This window comes from Streptomyces sp. NPDC054765, assembly GCF_053612065.1.
The window spans coordinates 16,358-35,414 of the sequence record NZ_JBSHBP010000055.1 but is presented as its reverse complement, the minus strand read 5'-3'; the positions used below and the strand labels follow the sequence as shown (position 1 = coordinate 35,414).

Genomic DNA, 19,057 nt, shown 5'->3' with positions numbered 1-19,057 from the left:
TGCGGCATCACGCTCCGCTATCGGCCCTTCCCCCCCTGCCGCCCTCCCGCTCCGGTGCTCTCCGTCTGACGCTTCCTCAGTGCCGCCTCGCTTGATAGACACGTGCGCATCATCCGCAAGTGGCACAGGACGCGCACCATGAACGACCGCAACACCTCTGACCACCAGATATTCGAGCTCGACCTCGCCGCTCACGAAGCCCGGCGGCGGACCGAAGTCCTCGCGGCGCTGGGCGACACCTGGGATCCCCTCGCGGTGATGGAGGGCGAGGAGAGCGCGTACCGGCTCCTCTACTCGGACCTGGACGCGCAGCAGCAGGACACCTACGACATGCTGGTTGCCGCCGGGGTGCTGCCCGCCTCCGGACAGGGCTGAGCATGCTGCCGCTCGACCCCACCGCCGATATCGGCCGCCGGGCCTGGGTGCCGTGCCCCAGCTGCCAGGACCACGAGGACTGCGAAACCTGCCTCGACGGCCGCACCTGCGGTGACCACTGGCGCTACCTCCTGTCGAACAAGGGCAGCGTGCTGCATCTGCAGTGCCCCAACTGCACCCACCTGTGGGCCTGGCAGTCGGGCTTCGGAGCGGGCGGCCGCGCCGACGGCTGACGGCGGTTGAAGGCGCCTGACGGCGGGCCGCCAACGGGCGCCGGACCGCGGGGCACGGGGCCGCCGAACTGCCGGGCACCGGACTACCGAGGGCGGAACCGCCGGGGCAGCGAAGTGCCGTGCCGGACCCGCGACGAGGACCGGATCGCCGCCGGGTGCCCGCAGCCCTGCGCATGCTGCCGGGTGCCCCCAGGTCTGCGCGTGCTGCCAGGTGTTCGCAGGTCTGCGCGACGCGCCGCTCCCTGTCGTCACCGCGCCCGTTACACCGACCGCTTCCTCGCTTCCCCGTGAGCCGTCTCCCGCCCCTTGTCGGCGGGGACGGATCCTCGATTCGGCCGGGTGCGCTGAGGGCACCGGTGCGAGTGGCCCTGGGGCTCAGGTGCGGTGCGCCGGATGTCCGCCGCAGGTAGCGTGCGGTTCATGGAGCTGTCTGCACGATCGCTTTGGCTGCTGACCGAGCCGCTGCATGCGGTCTGCTACTTCGACGACCGGTGCCGCCGTCTGGGCAAAGATCTCGGCCTCAAGGGCTTCTGGACGGGGTATTTCGCTTCGCGCACGGCGCCCTTGGGTGCCGTGGAACCCGCGGCGGCCACGGCCGTACTCGGGGTGTTCGCCCCGGGAATGGTGGCCCGTGCGCTGCCCGCGGCCTGGAGCGTCACCAGTCCGGCGCATGTCCTCGACGAGCGCGGCAGCCGAGCGGCCCACGCACTGCGCGCGATCGACCCCGAGCTGGACCGTGCAGCCGCCGCAATCCTGCCCCCGCTCCAGGCGGTCGTCGACGAGACGCCGGCCACCGCCCGGCCGCTGTTCGCCGCCAACCGTGTGCTGTGCGACCACGCCGACCCTGTCGAGCGCTTGTGGCAACTGGTCACCGCCGTACGGGAGTTCAGGGGTGATGCGCATCTCGCCGTGCTCGCTGACGAAGGCCTCGACGGCTGCGAGGCACTCGTGCTGGCCGCCGCATCGGGCCGTGTCCCCGGGGACACCATGCGACAGGATCGCGGCTGGAGCGAGGAGGAGTGGGCCGCCGCGGCGGACCGGCTGCGCTCCCGCGGACTCGTGGACGCGCAGGGCGAGGCGACCGGCTACGGCCGGCACGAACGGGGGCGCATCGAGGCGGCGACCGACCGGCTGGCCGGCCGGCTGCTCCACTCGCTGACCGAAGCGGAGACCGCGGGGATGCTGCAGATGCTGGAACCCGTGGTCCGGCGCATCCTGGCCGCGGATGTGCTGCCGTTCCCCAACCCGATCGGTCTTCCGCACCTCGACGAGCCCACGCCGCGCGGCGGCACCACCCGCTAACCCAGCCGCTCTCCGGCCTCCTTGAGCTTCTGCTCCAGATCCACCGTGTCGGATGCGGGCGGCGCCTGGACCGAGACCGGCCTGTTGACGTCGAAGAACCGTATGGTCATGTCCAGCGGCCCCTGGGCCGCCTGCGCACGCTCACGGAACTTCACGGTGCGGTCGTCGGGACCGACCCACATGTCAAGGCTGAGCTTGCTCACCCCGAGCTGCCTGTACTGCTCGATCACCTTCTTGCGGCGCTCGGCATTCAGCGCGCTCTTGGAGGCCCTCTTGTTCAGCAGATCCGCCACATCGACCATGCCGGTGTAGTGCGTCGTCCGCACTCCGTCGACGGTCTCCTCGCCCACCTTCTTGACGTCGTCGGACTGGGAGAGCAAGGACGCCTGCGCTGCCGGATCCTGGTCGGCCTGCTGCTGCATCCCCCCGAGGCCGTCGGCCCCCTTGCCCTTCATGGCGAACTTGATCCAGTGCTTGCCGTCCATCGCGGCCGCCGCCTTGCCGCCCCCGCCGAGATACACCGCGTCCCCGACGAGCCGCACCGAGAACTCGCCCTCCTCCTTGCCTCCGGAGGCCTTCATCCGCATATCGACGGTGCGCGGGCGGACGCTGAACGACACCGTGCTCTCGACGGTCCCCTGGCCCGGGACCCTGCCGGAGAGGCGATACGACACCGAGTTGAGCTCGGCGCCCTTGTCGGTGGCCTTCTGTACCGCGGCGACCGGTGCGGCGTGGATGCTCCCCGACGCGGCGGTGTGCCCGTCGGATGTGCCGCCGGACGCCGTGCAGGCCGCCGTGCCGGACAGTGCCGCTCCGGTGAGCAGTGCCCCCACGACGCGGGAAGAGGTACGGGAAAAAAGAGTCATGGTCCCCCCATGAGCACATAGAACGATGAAAATGTCATCGATCACGACAGTAACTCACGGCACTGACAATCCGCGTTGAGTATTTACGCAGCGGCGTGACCAGGGAATATGACATCCGGACGAGACGGGGAGCGGCCAAGGGCCGGGCATCCGGGGTGATTTTCATCTGGTGGTTCGATGGGTGCTTTGGGGTGCTTTGCTGAGCCAGATCGGGACACCTCTGCCCAAGAGGCGTTGAATGAGTATGGATCCGAGAGAGCTGTGGGACCGCAACGCCGTGCTGGCAGAAGCGTTTTGTCTGGGCGATGAGCGGGTGCGCGAGGCGCAGGCCAGACTTGACGAGGCGCAGGCCGACCGGTCACGGGTTTTGGCAGCGTTCGCGGTAACGGTGGGCAGCACCGGCGCGGTGGCCGGCCTGTTCGGTTTGAACGAGCGGGAAGTGCGGATCGCCCGGCGTACGGTGGGCAAGGACGACGCCCGCGCCGTCGCCGAAGAGCTGCTGGCGGCCGCCACGCCCGCCGCGCCACCGCGGGAGCCGGACGAGGCATCGCCGGTGCCCGATCCCGCGGCCGATTACGCCCACCAGAACCCGTCTGCCGGGATGCGCTCCACCGGATTGCCCCGTGAGGGTGCCGGCGGCACGGGGGCCTCGGAACAGACCTGGTCCCCGGCGATGGACGCGGTGCTCATCGGCAGTTGGCAGACCGGGGTGGATTTGCGCGAACTTGCCGCCGAATTCGGGCTCGACCTCACACGCCTGGTCACCCGTGCCCAACAGCTGTCCGCCCAGGGGCGGTTCTATCCCGGTCCGGCGGAGAACCATGCGGGACGGCACCGGCGCGGCCCCGGCGAGGTGCACGAGGCCGAATACACCATCCCCGCACAGCAGACGACAGCCTGGAACGCCGCACCGTCGGGGCACCCGATGGCGTCCGCCTGGCACACCGGCACGATGCCGTCCGCGGAGTCCGTCCCGGACATGACCGCACTTGCCTCGGAGTGGGACAACGCTCTCGCCCCATGGGGGACCCTCACGCCCTCGCACGAGGATGCCGCACCGGCTCATCAGCCCTGGGCCCAATACCACCTCAGTTCCTGACAGGCACGATTCCCTGGCAATACGTACTTACTCTGCCCTCCCTGTCGGCCGCTCCGGCCGTACCGAGGACGATGCGTCCCCGCCCGGGTTCCTGAGCGGGGGACGGTGAGCAGGAGGCAGGCCGGGACCATGGCGACGGGCGACGGACGGGCCGGTGCGCCGGACGGGAAGGTCGCGCTGGTGGCCGGTGCCACACGAGGTGCCGGCCGGGCGATCGCGGCCGAACTCGCCCCCGCGGGCGCCGCCGTGTACGCCACCGGGCGCAGCAGCCGGACCGTGGTTGCTCGGAGACCAACCGGCCGGAGACGATCGAGGAGACCGGTGAACTGATCGCCGAGGCCGGGGCACCGGCACGGCCCTGTGGGTGGACCACTTCGACAGAGGAGGCTGCGGAGCGCTGCACATGGCCCTTCGCCAGACCCCGATGTGAGCTGCCTAGCCCGCCGTCTCCCCCGCGTGCGGCGTCAGGGTGCCTGCCGCGACCAGGGCGAACAGGGCTATGCCCAGGAGGATGCGGTAGATGACGAAGGGCATGAAGGACTTGTGGGAGATGAACTTCATGAACCATGCGATGACGGCGTAGCCGACGACGAAGGCGATGACCGTGGCGAAGAGGGTGGGGCCCCAGGCGACATGGCCCTCGCCGGCGTCCTTGAGTTCGAAGACGCCGGAGGCCAGTACGGCGGGGATGGCGAGCAGGAACGAGTAGCGGGCGGCGGATTCGCGGGTGTAGCCCATCAGGAGGCCGCCGCTGATCGTGGCGCCGGAGCGGGAGACGCCGGGGATGAGGGCCATGGCCTGGCAGATGCCGTACAGCAGGCCGTCCTTGACGCTGAGGTCGGTGAGGGTCTTGCGCTGTGTGGCGGCGCGGTGCCGGCCGCCGGTCTCGTCGCGGGCGGCCAGCCGGTCGGCGATACCGAGGACCACGCCCATCACGATGAGAGTGGTGGCGATCAGCCGCAGATCGCGGAACGGGCCCTCGATGGCGTCCTTGAGCGTGATGCCCAGAACGCCGATCGGGATCGAGCCGACGATCACCAGCCAGCCCATCTGGGCGTCGTGATCGTGCCGCAGCTCCCGTTGGAAGAGGGAACGGGCCCAGGCCGAGATGATCCGCCCGATGTCCTTGCGGAAGTAGATGATGACGGCCGCTTCGGTGCCGATCTGCGTGATGGCGGTGAACGCCGCACCGGGGTCCTGCCAGCCGGCGAACGCCGCGGTGAGACGGAGATGCGCGCTGGAGGAGATCGGCAGGAACTCGGTCAGCCCTTGGACGAGTCCGAGGACGAAAGATTCAAACCAAGACATGGAAAATACATTATCCAAATATGGTCAAGTGCCGACCCGCGCAAGACGGATATAGCGGATGATCGGGGCGAATCCGGATCATTGTGGACGGGCGGCGTAATATCCGAAGATGTCCGGGTGGTCAAGGGGGCTTGGACGTACCGTGCCCGCCCCTCGGTCGTCGACGGCCATGCGTCGTTCGCCCGACCCGCTGTCAGCGTCCGCGCAGCGCCTTACGCTTGCACCAGGCGACCACCAGCGTGCCCAGCGCGCTGACGGCGAGGAAGCCCAGGGCGAGGAGGAACGCCGGTGAGGTGGGCGTCGAGGCCCGCGCGCCGGCAACGGCGTATGCCGCGGTGTTCGGGATGCTGCCGAGTGTGGTGGCGATCAGGTAGGGGATCCAGCCCATACGGGAGACCGCGGCGCAGTAGTTCATGGCCCAGAACGGCAGGCCGGGGAAGAGACGGACCGCCAGCATCGAGCGGAATCCGTGCTCGCTCAACTGCCGGTCGGCGGCCGCCAGCCAGCGGCCACGCAGCAGCGGGCGCAGGGCGTCCTGCCCGAGCAACCGGCCGAGCCCGAAAGTGAGGGCGGCGCCCAGCACCGTACCGGCGAGCGCGGCAGCCAGCCCGGCCTGACTGCCGAAGAGGCCTCCCGCCGCGAGATTGAGGACCGGGCGCGGGACAAAAGCGGTGGCGAACACTCCGTATGCCAGCGCGAAGATGACGAGGGCGGCCGGGCCGGACGGCTGCGCCGGCCGTCCGTCGGTCAGCAGGTGCTGTGGCTGCCACCACACGGTCACGGTCGCGGCGCAGGCCAGCAGGGTGAGCAGCAGGCCCAGCCGGAACCAGGGGGAGAACAGCACACGCGTGCAGCGCGCGGCGAGGCCGTCGGGCGTTGCGGCGGGCGGGAGCATCTCGGGAGCGTAACCGACGAGAGGGCCCAGGAGCCGCAATGCTGCCCGCGCGGCCCCGCAACCGGAACCGGGCCGCCGAGTGCGCCGGCCGGTGCCCGCCCGTCCCGGCTGACCGCCGGGTATCCGCCCGCGGCGCACCGGACGGCGGCCGGATAAACCGTTCGACTCCACAGCGGTCGCCCGGCACCATAGGACGCATGTTCCGGCACGCCTTCCTCCCGCTCCCGTCCGCAGTCGCGGACGAGCCGAAGGCTGCCGTCGGTCTCCTCACGGCCGTCGCCGCGGCCCACTGCGCGCCCGCAGTCACCGCCGCCGCAGCGGCCACCGTCCCGGCCGCCGCAGCGGCCGACGGCGCACGAAGCTGACCCTCTCCGGATCGTCCGGCGGACCCCACAGGGGGAGGGTCGGCCGGACTCAGGGGTCCCCACGGCGCCAAGTCGCCGTCCTCACCGCATTGTTGCGAGGAAGAACACCATGCCCAAGACGGCATATGTGCGCACCAAGCCGCACCTGAACATCGGCACCATGGGCCATGTCGACCACGGCAAGACCACGCTGACCGCGGCCATCACCAAGGTCCTCAGCGACCGGGGGAGCGGGACGTTCGTGCCCTTCGACCGGATCGACCGGGCCCCGGAGGAGGCCGCCCGCGGTATCACCATCAACATCTCGCACGTCGAGTACGAGACCGGCACCCGGCATTACGCCCATGTCGACATGCCCGGCCACGCCGACTTCATCAAGAACATGGTGACCGGTGCCGCGCAGCTCGACGGCGCGATCCTCGTCGTCTCCGCGCTCGACGGGATCATGCCGCAGACCGCCGAACATGTGCTGCTCGCCAGGCAAGTGGGCGTCCGGCACATCGTCGTGGCCCTCAACAAGGCCGACGCCGGCGACCCGGAGCTCACCGACCTGGTGGAGCTGGAGGCGCGCGAACTCCTGGGCGCGCACGGCTACGACGGGGAGCACGTACCCGTCGTCCGGGTCTCGGGGCTGCGCGCCCTGGAGGGCGACCCGCGCTGGACGGAGGCGATCGACGCGCTGCTGGACGCCGTGGACACCTATGTCCCGATGCCCGAGCGCTATGTGGACGCGCCGTTCCTGCTGCCGGTGGAGAACGTGCTGACCATCACCGGACGCGGCACCGTCGTCACCGGAGCCGTCGAGCGCGGCACGGTGCGGGTCGGTGACCGGGTGGCGGTGCTCGGCGCGGAGGCCGAGACGACGGTCACCGGGCTGGAGACGTTCGGCAAGCCCATGGAGTCCGCCGAGGCCGGGGACAATGTCGCGCTGCTGCTGCGCGGTCTGCACCGTGACCAGGTGCGCCGCGGGCATGTGGTCGCGGCGCCCGGCAGCGTCACACCACGGCGCCGCTTCACCGCCGAGATGTATGTGCTCTCCACCGAGGAGGGCGGCCGCCGCACACCGCTGTCCACCGGCTACCGACCGCAGTTCTACATCCGTACCGCGGACGTGGTCGGCGACCTCGACCTCGGTGAGCGGGGCATCGCCCGGCCCGGAGAGACGGTGTCGGTGTCGGTCGAACTCGGCCGGGACGTGCCGCTGGAGCGGGGCCTGGGCTTCGCCGTCCGCGAGGGCGGCCGCACCGTCGGCGCGGGCACGGTGCGCACCGTCGAGGAGTAGGACACCGCAGGTCATCAGGCTGCGTCCGGCACCCTTCTCGGTGCGGGGCGCAGCCGCCCGCCGTCCCGTGGGACGCCCGGCCGCCACCCCGCGGCGGCCGCAGCCGGGACGCCGCGGCCGCACCGGCACAATGGGACGGTGGACGAAGCACCCGAGCCGATACCCGTCACCCGGACCGTGGACTGCGGCACCGCCAAGCTGCTGCCGGACGTCGACCGCCCGCGCGCCTGGCTGCTCACCGTGGACGGCGCACCGCAGTCGTACGTGGATCTCGAAGCGCCCGCACATCTGGAATTCGAGTATGTGCGCCGGCTCGCACACGTCCTGGACGAGGTGGCCGATCCTGGGCAACCGCTCGATGCGCTGCATCTGGGCGGCGGGGCGCTGACCCTGCCGCGCTATCTCGCCGCTGTGCGCCCGCACTCCCGGCAGGACGTCATCGAAGCCGACCGCGGGCTGCTCGCGCTGGTCACCGAACATCTGCCGCTGCCCGGCGACTGCGGGATCACGGTGCACGCCGAGGACGCCCGTACGGCGCTGGAGGCGGCGCCGGAGGGCAGTGCCGATGTCATCGTGGCGGACGTCTTCGGCGGCTCGCGGGTGCCGGCGCATCTCACCTCGGTCGAGTACGCGCAGGCTGCCGCCCGGGTGCTGCGCCCGGACGGCTGCTATGCCGCGAACCTCGCGGACGGCGCGCCGTTCGGCTTTCTGCGTGGCCAACTCGCCAATTTCGCCACGGTCTTCGAGCATCTCGCACTGATCGCCGAGCCCTCGGTGCTGCGCGGTCGCCGGTTCGGTAACGCCGTGCTGCTCGCCTCGCGCGCGCCGCTCCCGGTCGCCGCGCTGGCCCGGCGGGCGGCCGGTGACGCGTTCCCGGCCCGGGTCGAGCACGGTGCGGCGCTGCGGCGGCTGATCGGTGCTGCGGTCCCCGTACGCGATGCCGAGGCGGTGGCGTCCCCGATGCCGCCGGACGGCGCGTTCAGCGTCGGCTGAGCGCGGTGCACCGCGGCTTCGCAGCAGGCCCGAGACGGCCGCTCACTCCGCCGGGGCGGCGCACGGCTGCGCCGCCCCGGCCGCACGGGAGCCCCCTGCGCCGGCTGCCCGCTCCGCCCCCGTACGCCGGGTGAGCCGCCGTACATCGGGCACGCACAGCACCGCCGCCGTCAGCAGCACGATCAGCGCCGAGCAGCTCCACAGCGCGGCCGTCCGCCCGATGAGGTCCTGTACGGGGCCGGCCAGCGCGGTGGCCACCGGGACCATGGCCACGGACCCGAGCCAGTCGTAGGACGAGACCCGGGAGAACTTCTCCTCGGGGATCTCCTGGTGCAGCGCCATCATCCAGGCGACTGAGAAGATCTCGATCGCGATCCCGGTGCCGAACATGATCACGCTGAGCCCGGTGGCGGGAAGGGGGACGGCGAGCGCGGCGGACGGGAGGGCGAGCGGGAAGACGCACAGCGCACCGGTCAGCAGGAGGCGGTGCGGTCTGAGCCGGGTCATCATCAGGGCGCCGCCCGCGGTGCCCGCGCCGAAGGCTGCCAGTGCCAGGCCCCACGGGCCGGGGCCGCCCAGATGCTGCTCGGCGACCAGCGGCCCGTAGACCGCCTCGGCGGCGGACACCACCGCGTTGACGACGGCGAACTGCAGCACCACCGCCCACAGCCACGGCCGGGAGACGACCTCGCGCCAGCCGTCCCGCAGATCGTGCAGCACGCCGCCGCCGGGAGCACGCGCGGCGACGCCGCTGACGTCGAGGAAGGCGCGCAGCACCGCCGCGAGGGCGAAGGCGGCGGAGTCGACGGCCAGCACCCAGCCGGGGCCGACCGCGGCGACCAGGGCGCCGCCGAGCGCCGTGCCACCGATGTTCGCGCCGTTCATGCCCATACGGAACACGGCGAAGGCACGTCCCGCCTGCTCGCCGGAGACACTGGCGAGCACCATGCCCTCGGAGGCGGGCGCGAAGAACGCCTGCCCCGTGCCGCCGAGCGCGGCCAGCAGCGCCATCTGCCACAGCCGCGGCTCACCGGCCAGGACGAGCAGCGCGAACAGTCCCTGCGAGACGCAGCTAAGGGCGTTGGCGGCGACCATCACGCGATGCCGGGGCAGGCGGTCGGCGACCGCGCCGCCGATCAGCAGGAAGAGGACCAGGGGGATCGTGCGCGCGGCGGCCACCAGGCCGACATCGGTGGCGGAGCCGCCGGCCGCGAGCACCGCGAAGGCGGTGGCGATCAGCGCGCCGGAGCTGCCGAGGTTCGCGATCACCGTGGCGCCGGTGAGCAGCAGATAGTTGCGCCCCGCCCACGCGGGGAGGGCCCTCACCACGACACCACCCGCAGGGAGGGCACCGGGAGAGACCGTCTTTGGCCCGGGGCGTCCGCTGCCGGGTACACGCGACGTACGGGGTACGTCACCCGTCCGTCTCCGCCGTGCTGCTGTCCTGGCCACATGCGCGCCAACGATACGGAGGGTGGTGCACCGGCCGCACAGGGATTTCGCGCGGTGGCCGCAGCGGGCCGCAACGGTCCGCCGGGCGGTCGTCGGGACCCCTGGCGCCGGTGACGGCCGGGTTTCCCATGGCCGGGGGTGGAAGGCCGGGGTGGAAGCCCGGGGTGGATGTGCCTGAAGCCCGGGGCAGAAGCGCCCACCCCTTCACACCTAAGCTACCGCTAGGTAACGTGACCCCCATGTCCTCCGAGACCCTGCCGTCGATCGGCGAAATGATGGCGGCATCCGTGCCGATGGCCCGCACCCTGAACCTCGAGTTCGCCGAGACCACCGCCGAGCGTGCCGTGGTCCGCATGCCCGACCAGCCGGACTTCCACAACCACGTCGGCGGACCGCACGCCGGCGCGATGTTCACCCTCGCCGAGTCGGCGAGCGGCGCCATCGTGATGGCGGCCTTCGGCGACCAGCTCGGCCGGGCGGTGCCGCTGGCGGTGCGCGCCGAGATCGGCTACAAGAAGCTCGCCATGGGGCCGGTCACCGCCACCGCGGAGCTGGGCCGGCCGGTGGCCGAGGTGGTCGCCGAGCTCGACGCCGGTGAGCGCCCGGAGTTCCCGGTGAACATCGCCCTCACCCGCGAGGACGGCGCGGTCACCGGCGAGATGAGCATGGTGTGGACCCTGCGCCCCAATAAGTGAGCTGCCCCACAGTGGGGTTCCCCTCCGCGGCCCGTCGTGCCCCGCACGTCGGGCCGTCGCCGTTACGGGAGGCCGCGCGGCGCCGGACCGGGCCGCGGGGCAGGTGCTGCCCACCGCGCCTGGATCCGGCCCTCGGACGGCGCGATCGAGTACGCTTCCCAGGCGTGCTGCGGCGCGCCAGGGGATCGACCGGCGCCGGTGTCATGGCTGCCGGGTCACGGCCCACGGGGGCCTTACACCAGCGGAGGAAGCGGCGTTGCACATCCAGGAGTGGCTGGAGACCGTACCGGCCGTGAGCGTCTACCTCCTGGTGGGGGTGGTCATCGGACTGGAGAGCGTGGGTATCCCGCTGCCCGGCGAGATCGTGCTCGTCAGCGCGGCGATACTCGCGGCGACCCAGGACCACATCAATCCGTTCGTGCTGGGCGCCTGTGCGTCCGCCGGAGCGATCGTCGGTGACTCCATCGGGTATCTGATCGGACGCAAGGGGGGCCAGCCCCTGTTGGAGTGGGCGGGCCGGAAGTTCCCCAAGCACTTCGGACCCGACCATGTCGCCATGGCCGAGGCGAAGTTCGACAAGTGGGGGATGTGGGCGGTCTTCTTCGGCCGTTTCGTCGCGCTGCTGCGCATCTTCGCCGGCCCGCTCGCCGGTGTGCTGAAGATGCCGTACTGGAAGTTCCTGATCGCCAACGTCCTCGGCGGCATCATCTGGGCCGGCGGTACGACCGCGCTGATCTACACCGTGGGCATTGTCGCCGAGTCGTGGCTCAAGCGCTTCTCCTGGCTCGGACTGGTCGCCGCCCTGCTGTTCGGCGTCGGCTCCTTCTTCCTCATGAAGCACCGCGCGAAGAAGGCGGCCGCCGCGCGTGAGGCGGCCGAGGCCCCGGCCCACGCGACGGTCGACTGACCGCCCTCGCGGCTGCCACGCCCGGCCCGTTCGGCCTGTGGCGGCAGTCGGACGTTCACCCGGCACAACTCGCGTGCCGCGGCGGACCGGTTGCGAAGCGGCGTCGCGTCAGGGCATCAGCCAGACGTCGGGTCCGCCGTCGCGCCATTCGAAGACACCGGTGTCGTCCCAGAGGAACTTCGTGGTGCAGAAACCGGCCCGGCGCAGTATCGCGGCGACATCACCGGGACGCAGCGCCCGTCCCAGATCCTGTCCGTAGAGCGTCACACGGCGACCGCCCGAGGAGGGCGGATGCACGATCACGGGGGCACGCTTCATGCCTCCCAGCATGTGACCGGCCCGCCGCTCCCGCATCCCGAACGCGGTCGGTACGTCACGGAACGTGTCCACCGGCCGCTCGCGGCACCGGCCCTCAGGATCGCGCCCGCAGCCGGGAGAGGAACGGCCGCGGCCGCCCGCCGGGCTGCCACCACGGCAGCTCCTCAGCGCCGTCCCGCGGCGGCGCCCCGCCGCGCACCGTCCGCCGCAGCACGGCCAGCATGTTGCGGACCCCCGCGATGAACAGCGGGTCACCGATGAGCTTTTTGGCCACCAGCGCCTTGTGGCAGGCCCGCAGCGCCGCCGTCGGCTTTCCGTGGGCGCTCTCGGTCAGGGCATGGGCGTAGAGGACCGTCGAGTACAGCCAGAAATCGCCGTCGGAGTGCCGCGTCTCCCAGGCGCGGCGGGCCGCCGCCCTCGCCCGTTGCGCATCGAGCGGCGAGCGGGCGATGGCGAGCAGCGCCCAGCTGTGGGCGGGTCCCGGACCGAACCACGGATCCCTGGAGTGGTGCTGTGCCGCTTCCTCCAGACACGCCACGGCCGCCGTGGTGTTCCCGCGATACAGCGCCAGCACTCCGTGCGCATGCGCGATACGGGCCAGCCCGTCGACGTCGGCATGCATCACGGCCGCCGTCCACGCCTGGTCGAGCAGCGTCTCCGCGGCGGCGGGGGCGTGCTCCTGCGCGGCGAGATAGCCGGCCAGCCACAACGCCCGAGCCCGCAGCGCGGTGTCGTCCCGGGAGAGCAGCAACAGCCGGTCCAGATGGGCCCGCCCCTCCCGGCGGAAGCCGCAGGCGGCCCAGTGGAACCACAGCGACACCGCGATCTCCAGGGCGCCGAGCGCATCCTCCGCGTCCTGGGGCGGCCGGGTCAGCGCCGCGTCGAGATTGGCCTGTTCGTCCTCCACCAGCCGCACCGCGACCTGCTGGTTCGGGCCCTGCCAGGCGATCTGGGCCTCGGCTGCGAGCGCCGCACACGCCTGCCGGAAACGCCGTAGCGCCGCTGACTCCTCGCCCGCCTCGCGCAACTGCGTCCGCCCGAAGTCGCGGGCGGCGCGCGGCAGTCGGTAGCGCGGCGGCAGCGCGGTCCCGGTGCCTTCGTGGGCGCCGCCCGCGTCCCGTACGCGTTCGACGACCGAGGCCGTACGGAGCCGTTCGAGTGCGCCGTCGACCGCGGCCGCCGAAAGGTCACTGCTCGTGCAGACACATCCGGCGAGCCAGGGATCGAAATCGTCGGGCAGCACCGAGAGCCTCGCCCACACCCGTCGGTCGGTGGGAGAGCAGAGGGCGTAGCCCGCGGCCTGCGCGGCGTGCAGCGAGGTGTGCCGTGCGGTCGCCGCCGGTCCCGAGTAGAACAGCGCACCGTCCGTGCCCACCTGCGCCGCGAGCTGCGGCAAGGACATCCGGTCCAGTTGGTGTGCGGCCAGCGCGATCGCCAGTGGTGAGCCCTCCAGGGCCTGGCACACCGCGACCAGCAGTTCGGGCGCCGCGGCACCGGTCCGTGCGGCCAGCAGTTCGACGGCCGGTCCGGCGATCCCCTCGCCCAGCGTCACCGCGAGCGGCGGGATCTCGACGACCCGTTCCTCGGCCAGGCCCAGCGGGCAGCGCGCGGTCGCCACGATGCGCAGCGTCGGGTCGGCCCGCAGCAGCCGTCGCACCAGCTGTGCGCACTCGGCACGCAGCGGGTCGCAGTCGTCCAGCAGCACGGTCACGCGATGCCGCCGGCAGTGCGCGGTGAGCGCCGCGAGGGCCGTTCCGCCCGCGGGGGCGCACCCCGTTGCGGCATCCGTCCGGCCCGCCCGGCCGGGCACCGTGGTGCCGACGCGGGGACCGGCGGTACGCCCGGCGAGCCTGCCTGCGGCGTCTCGGCAGGCGGTGTCCGCCTGCCCGGCCGCCCGGAGCAGTGCGTCGGTCAGACCGCCCTCGGCCAGGCCGTCCCAGCAGCCGACCCGGACCACCCTGCCGCCGTGCCGAGCGGTGTGCTCCTCCAGGACGGCGCGGGCCAGCACACTCTTGCCCACCCCCGCGGCTCCGGTGAGCGTCACCAGCGGAGCACCGTCCAGCAGCCCGGCCACCTGCTCATGCTCAACCACCCGCCCCACTACGCCGGGCGGTGGCCGGCCATCGGCCCACGCGGTCATCGGTCATCCCCAACCAGGGCACAGCGCCGCGCCCTTGCGAACTGGGCACCAACGATGCCAGAACCGACCGACCGGTAAACCACGCGTGGGCTCATCGAACGAGGGAAACGCCGTCGCCGCATTTGACGTGACCGGATGTCTTTGCCGCAACCCGGGAGCAGGGACCACCAGGTCACGGCGGCCGGGGTCGGCGTCGAGGGCGCTCCGGGCGATCTTAGAGTGGTGTCTTTCGACCGGCAGCGCAGTGGCAGCGTGGCTGCCCGCGGTCCCGGCCCAAGAACCCGAGGAGAACGTCCCGATGAAGTGCCTGCGCGTCAGTGCTGCGGTGAATGTGGTGGCCCTGGGGCTGCTGGCCGGCTGCGGTGGCGGCGGCCGGGACATCGTCGACGCCTCGAGCGTGCCGCGGCTGCGGGCCCACGCCGCGGACGCCCTCAACGGCAAGCCGCGGGTGGTGGAGCCCCGCGGCCCGCGCTCCACCTTCACCCCGTTCCGTACGACCGATGCCAACGGCACCCAGGTCGTGACGACCAAATGGCACGGGCGCAAGTCCGGCTTCACCGGCGACATCTGGGCCTGGGTGCCGCCGGAGTACCACCAGCCGCAGTACGCAGGCAGCGCTTTTCCGGTGCTGATCGCGCTGCCCGGTGCCTACGGCTACCCGTTCAACTACTGGGCCGGCGACACCTATGGCCTGGAGGAGCGGATGGCGGAATGGTCGCGGCAGGGCAAGACGCTGCCGTTCATCGTCGTGATGCCGGTGCTCAATCCGGGCAAGAGGTACTACGACGGCAGTGACATCCCGGGGCAGCCGAAGATGGGTACCTGGTTGACCGAGGACGTACCGGACTTCGCGCGGGCCAACTTCCGTACGTACGACAGCCGTGACGGGTGGGCCTTCATGGGGTCCTCGTCCGGCGGCTTCGCCGCGCTGAAGGCCGTGCTCAAGGAGTCGCAGAAGTTCAAGGCGGCCATCGTCAACGGTCCCGACACGGCGCCGGATTCGCCGCTGTGGCAGGGGCATCCGGCCGAGATGCGGGCCAATGACCCACGCCACCTGGCGCGCCGGCTGGCCGCGCGGAAGAGCTTGCCCGTCTACCTGGCCTTCGAACTCGGCAGCAAGGAGGTGGCGGTGCCCGATGTGAAGCGCTTCATCAACGACTACACCGGCGGGCCGGTCCACTCCACGCTCTTCGAAATACCGGACGGTGTGCACAGCGGTCACACCTATATCCGGCGGATGGCCGACTCGCTGCACTGGATCAGCGAGCAGATGCAGGGCCCTGTGCCGTCCGTTTGACGCACCGTCGCCCGGGTGGTGGTACGGCAGGGTTCTCCTGTTGCCGACGCCGGGCCACCCGTAAGAATTGTCCGTGCCCCGGCCGTTGGACGCGTCCGGTGCGGGAGGTCTGCCCGCTGGAAGGAGACCCGTGCGGAGTATGCGAGTCGTCGGTGTGGCGCTGGCCGGCACGGCTCTGCTGGCAGGGAGCCTCACGGCGGGCAGCCGGTGGCTGGGGGAGCGGGATGCGACCAGTGAGGTGGGCGGGGCGGCCGATACCGTCCCGCGCGCCGAGGTTGCCCGCTCGATCTCGGGCCATCTGTCGCTTCCGGTGATCCCCCGGGGGCCGCGCTCGGTCGACTGCGCCAGGGATCTGCGCGCGGTCAAGGGGGCGTGGACCCACTGCACGGCGCACTACTTGCGGGGGACCGACCGCGGCATGACCGTACGCGTCGTCCGGGTCCGCGGCGGTGAGATCACTTATGTCCACGACACCCCGCATCGCTGACTTTCGCTGACCCGGCCCCTGATTTTGTGTGGTCCAGGTCACATGAGTACGCGCCAATGGCCCGTCAAGAGTGGCGCGACGCGCTTGCCCGGAGGCCCCGCAGCGCCCCCAATGGCCCCAAAACTGGCCTTTGTTGAACCTCATTCAGGTGTGTCCGGTGCTCAGATCGGCGTTGGACGACGGGTGTTGCTGTGATGCTAAGATCATCGCACTTGCCAACGGGGTAGTCACCTGCTATGGCAAAAAGAAATTCCGTGCATTGGCCATAAGAAAACCGCCACCCCGGGGAGAACTATGCCATTAGCCGGCCCTTTGATGGCTTTCTGGCAGGCGATTGCGCGTGGCCGTTCACGTAGGTCTGGGAGCGCGATGGATGCTGAACCTCGCGGCCAGACATGCGACACCTGGTGGCTCCGTCGTCCGAAGAGAGTTCTATGACGCAATACTTCCAGGATCCAGCGCTCTGGGGTTTGATCGCTGGTACCCCTGTCGCCGCAACCGCGATTATTCGCGGCAGAAAGAAGATCACGGAGCTTCGAGCAGAAAAGGCTGAGCTCAAGCAGCGCTACGCCAATCTGGAAAACCATTACACGGAGGCCGTGGAAGAGGCCAAGGACCGGGCCGAGGAGGCCACCAAGACCACGCTGAAGGCCGCCATGCGGACCCTTCAGGGTCTGGCGAGCGAGCAGCAGCTGACGATTTCCAAGCTGCAGGAGACCTATGGCGAGCACAAGATCCTTCAGGATCTGCTCGACATCGATCACATGAACTCGCAGTTCGCACGGCGCGCTCAGTCCATCGCGGTGCTCTGCGACGGCTGGCTCGGCCGGCGACGGCACAATGCCTCGCTCTACGATGTGGTCCGCAGCGCGAAGGGCCGTATCCGGCATTTCACGCGCGTCGAGATCCGGTCGCAGAGCAATTTCGCCATCGTGAGCCGCGCCGTGGAACCGGTTGCGCTGGTGCTTGCCGAATTGCTGGACAACGCCACCAGCTATTCGGCGCCGGAAACGATGATCGAGATCAATATCCGACCGGTGCCCCGGGGCGTGTGCATCGTCGTCGACGATGCCGGTGTCGGTATGAACGAGGAGGAGAAGGCGCGGGCCGCCCAGCTGCTGTCGAGTGAGAACTCGGCCAGCGTCTCCAGCCTCGGTAACCCGCCGCAGTTCGGATTCACCGTCATCGGTGTGCTCGCCGCCCGCTACGGGTTCAGCGTTTCGGTGGATTCGACCTCTCCCTATGGCGGTGTGCGCGCGGTCGTCCTGCTCCCCGACGATCTACTGACGTCCTTGCACGAGCCCGAGGAGAGTCCTGCCGTGGCCGCGTCCGCCCCGTTGCCGCCCGAGAATTATCCGGGCCAACCGGCCCCCGGCGGCCCCGCTCCGGTCCCTGCCGCCCCCCGGCACCAGGCACCCGGATACCCGGCTCCCGGAGCCGCCCCGTCCCTGGGGCACCCGGAGCCCGCCCCGCCGGCTCCCGAGACGACGGCCGGCGGGCTGCCGAAGCGCCGCCGCCGCGGTGCGATATCCATCGTGCCGACCGAAACCGAGAGCACGGAAACCCCGGCCCCGGCCTTCGACAGCGCACGAGCCGCGTCCGTCATGGGCGCATTCCAGCGCGGTACGCAATCCGGCCGTCGTTCCACCAATGCAAGCGATGAAGGGCATGAGGTTCAGTGAACTACGATCTGTCGTGGATGCTTGACAGTGCTCTGGAATTGCCCGAAGCGCAGCATGCCATTCTCGTCTCCGCCGATGGCCTGCTCATGGCACGCTCGAAGGAGGTCGGCCGGGATCACGCCGATACCGTCGCCGCCGCGATGAGCGGAATGCAGTCGCTGAGCCGGACGGTTTCCGACTTCTGTCACGGCGGCGCATCCACCAGCCGGGCACAATGGCGGCAGACGCTGGTCGAATTCGACCACGGCTGGGTCTTTCTCATCTCGGCCGGTGAAGGCGCGTATCTCGCGCTCTCGGCGTCGCCCGACGTCGACATGGCGGAGATCACGTTCCGTATGCAACAGCTGGTCGGCCAGCTCGGCAAGGCACTGACCAGCCCGCCGCGTGAGAGGGCTGATATTCAGCCATGACCACCGATGACGAGCCGGAGCTGGAACACGAAGCAGCGGAATTAGTGCGGCCGTACGTCATCACCAACGGCCGGGATCTTCTTGACGGCAGCGACTTCTCGCTGATCACTCTGGTCACCGTGCATGCGGAACCACCCCGGACGAAGCCTCTCGATCCGGAGAAGCTCCGTCTGCTGGAACTGTGTTCGGGGGGCTTTCTCTCGGTCGCGGAGATAGCCGGGTACACCCGGCTGCCGGTGGGTGTCGTCAAGATTCTGGTGTCCGATCTCGCGAGGGAGGGCCATCTTTTTTCGCGTGCCCCCATACCGAGCGCTCAGCTTGTCGACCGGAAAATCCTTGAGGAGGTGCTGAATGGGCTCCAGGCCCGCTTTGGATGACGGCGTGTACCTGCGCAATTCAGTGCAGACCGCGGCGAAGATCCTCGTGGTCGGACATTTCGCGGTGGGTAAGACAACGTTCATCGGGACGATGTCCGAGATTCCGCCGCTGCGGACCGAAGAGATCATGACGCAGGCCGGCGCCGGAATTGACGATCCGAAAGGTGCGCCGAGCAAGACCACGACCACGGTCGCCATGGACTTCGGCCGGCTCACGCTCAGCGAGGAGCTCGTCCTCTACTTGTTCGGAACGCCCGGACAGCAGCGGTTCGTTCAGGTGTGGGAAGACATGACGCGGGGGGCGCTCGGTGCGCTGGTCCTGGTCGACCCACACCGGCTTGACGAGTCCTTCCCTGTCATGGACCTGGTGGAGCACTACGGAATCCCGTACGCCATCGCCGTGAACCGGTTCGACGGGACTCCCTCGCATTCGCTCGATGAGATACGGGAGGCGCTGGACCTGCTTCCTGAGACGCCCGTCGTCCACTGTGACGCACGGGATCAGCGTTCTTCGGCGGATTCTCTGATCGCGCTCGTCCGATACCTACAGTCCCGCGTCAACTAGGAGCACAGG

21 protein-coding genes are annotated in these 19,057 nt (G+C 70.5%); 15 read left to right on the top strand and 6 right to left on the bottom strand.

Translation table 11 applies throughout. The annotated features are described in order from the left end of the window. Positions 1-138 precede the first annotated feature (138 nt). The 3 genes from ACWGJY_RS28340 (at position 139) to ACWGJY_RS28330 (ending at position 1,910) form a co-directional block, all read left to right on the top strand. The gene (locus ACWGJY_RS28340; protein WP_453263699.1) at positions 139-375 is read left to right on the top strand and encodes a DUF6400 family protein; all 237 of its coding nucleotides are present in this window, start codon (positions 139-141) and stop codon (positions 373-375) included. A 2-nt stretch (positions 376-377) separates the two neighbouring features. After that, entirely contained in the window at positions 378-608 is a 231-nt protein-coding gene (locus ACWGJY_RS28335) for a hypothetical protein (RefSeq protein WP_453263698.1), read from the top strand. Between the two features lie 420 nt (positions 609-1,028). Then, a complete protein-coding gene (locus tag ACWGJY_RS28330) occupies positions 1,029-1,910 on the top strand; it encodes an SCO6745 family protein (protein WP_453263697.1) in 882 nt (293 codons plus the stop codon). On the opposite strand, the gene ACWGJY_RS28325 is transcribed toward ACWGJY_RS28330, so the two are convergent. Further along, positions 1,907-2,776: a hypothetical protein gene (locus ACWGJY_RS28325; protein ID WP_453263696.1), complete on the bottom strand. Its 870-nt coding sequence runs from the start codon at positions 2,774-2,776 to the stop codon at positions 1,907-1,909. The genes ACWGJY_RS28330 and ACWGJY_RS28325 overlap by 4 nt on opposite strands. Positions 2,777-3,014: 238 nt before the next feature. Between ACWGJY_RS28325 and ACWGJY_RS28320 the strand changes: the two genes are divergently transcribed. Further along, positions 3,015-3,875, top strand: a complete 861-nt coding sequence (locus tag ACWGJY_RS28320; RefSeq protein ID WP_453263695.1) for a hypothetical protein — start codon at positions 3,015-3,017, stop codon at positions 3,873-3,875. A gap of 435 nt (positions 3,876-4,310) precedes the next feature. Here ACWGJY_RS28320 and ACWGJY_RS28315 read toward each other — a convergent pair whose 3' ends face one another. Next, entirely contained in the window at positions 4,311-5,183 is an 873-nt protein-coding gene (locus ACWGJY_RS28315; RefSeq protein WP_453263694.1) for an undecaprenyl-diphosphate phosphatase, read from the bottom strand. Between the two features lie 193 nt (positions 5,184-5,376). Further along, positions 5,377-6,078 carry a TVP38/TMEM64 family protein gene (locus ACWGJY_RS28310; protein WP_453263693.1) on the bottom strand — a complete coding sequence of 234 codons (702 nt, stop codon included), beginning with the start codon at positions 6,076-6,078 and terminating at the stop codon, positions 5,377-5,379. Positions 6,079-6,275: 197 nt separating this feature from the next. Between ACWGJY_RS28310 and ACWGJY_RS28305 the strand changes: the two genes are divergently transcribed. The 3 genes from ACWGJY_RS28305 to ACWGJY_RS28295 all read left to right on the top strand — a co-directional run bounded on the left by ACWGJY_RS28305 (position 6,276) and on the right by ACWGJY_RS28295 (position 8,718). Continuing rightward, the gene (locus tag ACWGJY_RS28305) at positions 6,276-6,443 is read left to right on the top strand and encodes a hypothetical protein (protein ID WP_453263692.1); all 168 of its coding nucleotides are present in this window, start codon (positions 6,276-6,278) and stop codon (positions 6,441-6,443) included. A gap of 109 nt (positions 6,444-6,552) precedes the next feature. Beyond that, positions 6,553-7,725: an elongation factor Tu gene (tuf, locus tag ACWGJY_RS28300; protein ID WP_453263691.1), complete on the top strand. Its 1,173-nt coding sequence runs from the start codon at positions 6,553-6,555 to the stop codon at positions 7,723-7,725. A 138-nt stretch (positions 7,726-7,863) separates the two neighbouring features. Beyond that, positions 7,864-8,718, top strand: coding sequence for a spermidine synthase (locus ACWGJY_RS28295; protein ID WP_453263690.1), 855 nt, complete (start codon positions 7,864-7,866; stop codon positions 8,716-8,718). A gap of 42 nt (positions 8,719-8,760) precedes the next feature. Here the strand turns inward: ACWGJY_RS28295 and ACWGJY_RS28290 are convergent, their stop codons facing one another. Further along, positions 8,761-10,044: an MFS transporter gene (locus ACWGJY_RS28290; RefSeq protein WP_453263689.1), complete on the bottom strand. Its 1,284-nt coding sequence runs from the start codon at positions 10,042-10,044 to the stop codon at positions 8,761-8,763. 365 nt (positions 10,045-10,409) lie between these two features. Here ACWGJY_RS28290 and ACWGJY_RS28285 point away from each other — a divergent pair, with 365 nt between their 5' ends. Further along, positions 10,410-10,865, top strand: coding sequence for a DUF4442 domain-containing protein (locus ACWGJY_RS28285; RefSeq protein ID WP_453263688.1), 456 nt, complete (start codon positions 10,410-10,412; stop codon positions 10,863-10,865). Positions 10,866-11,121: 256 nt separating this feature from the next. Then, a complete protein-coding gene (locus ACWGJY_RS28280; protein WP_453263687.1) occupies positions 11,122-11,772 on the top strand; it encodes a DedA family protein in 651 nt (216 codons plus the stop codon). A 108-nt stretch (positions 11,773-11,880) separates the two neighbouring features. Here the strand turns inward: ACWGJY_RS28280 and ACWGJY_RS28275 are convergent, their stop codons facing one another. Together ACWGJY_RS28275 and ACWGJY_RS28270 are read right to left on the bottom strand one after the other, a co-directional pair. After that, positions 11,881-12,090 (bottom strand): hypothetical protein, encoded by a 210-nt coding sequence (locus ACWGJY_RS28275; protein ID WP_453263686.1) that lies wholly within the window; start codon positions 12,088-12,090, stop codon positions 11,881-11,883. Between the two features lie 94 nt (positions 12,091-12,184). After that, positions 12,185-14,230, bottom strand: coding sequence for an ATP-binding protein (locus ACWGJY_RS28270; RefSeq protein WP_453263685.1), 2,046 nt, complete (start codon positions 14,228-14,230; stop codon positions 12,185-12,187). Positions 14,231-14,528: 298 nt separating this feature from the next. On the opposite strand from ACWGJY_RS28270, the gene ACWGJY_RS28265 reads away from it, so the two are divergent. The 6 genes from ACWGJY_RS28265 (at position 14,529) to ACWGJY_RS28240 (ending at position 19,048) form a co-directional block, all read left to right on the top strand. Continuing rightward, the gene (locus ACWGJY_RS28265; RefSeq protein WP_453263684.1) at positions 14,529-15,527 is read left to right on the top strand and encodes an alpha/beta hydrolase; all 999 of its coding nucleotides are present in this window, start codon (positions 14,529-14,531) and stop codon (positions 15,525-15,527) included. 139 nt (positions 15,528-15,666) lie between these two features. Further along, positions 15,667-16,014 carry a DUF4333 domain-containing protein gene (locus ACWGJY_RS28260; RefSeq protein ID WP_453263714.1) on the top strand — a complete coding sequence of 116 codons (348 nt, stop codon included), beginning with the start codon at positions 15,667-15,669 and terminating at the stop codon, positions 16,012-16,014. 434 nt (positions 16,015-16,448) lie between these two features. After that, positions 16,449-17,696: an ATP-binding protein gene (locus tag ACWGJY_RS28255; protein ID WP_453263683.1), complete on the top strand. Its 1,248-nt coding sequence runs from the start codon at positions 16,449-16,451 to the stop codon at positions 17,694-17,696. Continuing rightward, a complete protein-coding gene (locus ACWGJY_RS28250) occupies positions 17,693-18,106 on the top strand; it encodes a roadblock/LC7 domain-containing protein (protein WP_453263682.1) in 414 nt (137 codons plus the stop codon). The genes ACWGJY_RS28255 and ACWGJY_RS28250 overlap by 4 nt, the downstream gene beginning before the upstream one ends. Continuing rightward, positions 18,103-18,483, top strand: coding sequence for a DUF742 domain-containing protein (locus ACWGJY_RS28245; protein ID WP_453263681.1), 381 nt, complete (start codon positions 18,103-18,105; stop codon positions 18,481-18,483). Before ACWGJY_RS28250 ends, ACWGJY_RS28245 begins: the two co-directional genes overlap by 4 nt. Then, on the top strand, positions 18,458-19,048 hold the full coding sequence (locus ACWGJY_RS28240) for a GTP-binding protein (RefSeq protein ID WP_453263680.1): 591 nt from the start codon (positions 18,458-18,460) through the stop codon (positions 19,046-19,048). Before ACWGJY_RS28245 ends, ACWGJY_RS28240 begins: the two co-directional genes overlap by 26 nt. The last annotated feature ends 9 nt before the right edge of the window (positions 19,049-19,057 follow it).

Excerpts from the sequence above, each read along its gene's own strand:
- ACWGJY_RS28340 (WP_453263699.1), top strand. The coding sequence starts at position 139 with ATGAACGACCGCAACACCTCTGACCACCAGATATTCGAGCTCGACCTC.
- ACWGJY_RS28335 (WP_453263698.1), top strand. The coding sequence starts at position 378 with ATGCTGCCGCTCGACCCCACCGCCGATATCGGCCGCCGGGCCTGGGTG.
- ACWGJY_RS28330 (WP_453263697.1), top strand. The coding sequence starts at position 1,029 with ATGGAGCTGTCTGCACGATCGCTTTGGCTGCTGACCGAGCCGCTGCAT.
- ACWGJY_RS28325 (WP_453263696.1), bottom strand. The coding sequence starts at position 2,776 with ATGACTCTTTTTTCCCGTACCTCTTCCCGCGTCGTGGGGGCACTGCTC.
- ACWGJY_RS28320 (WP_453263695.1), top strand. The coding sequence starts at position 3,015 with ATGAGTATGGATCCGAGAGAGCTGTGGGACCGCAACGCCGTGCTGGCA.
- ACWGJY_RS28315 (WP_453263694.1), bottom strand. The coding sequence starts at position 5,183 with ATGTCTTGGTTTGAATCTTTCGTCCTCGGACTCGTCCAAGGGCTGACC.
- ACWGJY_RS28310 (WP_453263693.1), bottom strand. The coding sequence starts at position 6,078 with ATGCTCCCGCCCGCCGCAACGCCCGACGGCCTCGCCGCGCGCTGCACG.
- ACWGJY_RS28305 (WP_453263692.1), top strand. The coding sequence starts at position 6,276 with ATGTTCCGGCACGCCTTCCTCCCGCTCCCGTCCGCAGTCGCGGACGAG.
- tuf (WP_453263691.1), top strand. The coding sequence starts at position 6,553 with ATGCCCAAGACGGCATATGTGCGCACCAAGCCGCACCTGAACATCGGC.
- ACWGJY_RS28285 (WP_453263688.1), top strand. The coding sequence starts at position 10,410 with ATGTCCTCCGAGACCCTGCCGTCGATCGGCGAAATGATGGCGGCATCC.
- ACWGJY_RS28275 (WP_453263686.1), bottom strand. The coding sequence starts at position 12,090 with ATGAAGCGTGCCCCCGTGATCGTGCATCCGCCCTCCTCGGGCGGTCGC.
- ACWGJY_RS28270 (WP_453263685.1), bottom strand. The coding sequence starts at position 14,230 with ATGACCGCGTGGGCCGATGGCCGGCCACCGCCCGGCGTAGTGGGGCGG.
- ACWGJY_RS28265 (WP_453263684.1), top strand. The coding sequence starts at position 14,529 with ATGAAGTGCCTGCGCGTCAGTGCTGCGGTGAATGTGGTGGCCCTGGGG.
- ACWGJY_RS28260 (WP_453263714.1), top strand. The coding sequence starts at position 15,667 with ATGCGAGTCGTCGGTGTGGCGCTGGCCGGCACGGCTCTGCTGGCAGGG.
- ACWGJY_RS28255 (WP_453263683.1), top strand. The coding sequence starts at position 16,449 with ATGACGCAATACTTCCAGGATCCAGCGCTCTGGGGTTTGATCGCTGGT.
- ACWGJY_RS28245 (WP_453263681.1), top strand. The coding sequence starts at position 18,103 with ATGACCACCGATGACGAGCCGGAGCTGGAACACGAAGCAGCGGAATTA.
- ACWGJY_RS28240 (WP_453263680.1), top strand. The coding sequence starts at position 18,458 with ATGGGCTCCAGGCCCGCTTTGGATGACGGCGTGTACCTGCGCAATTCA.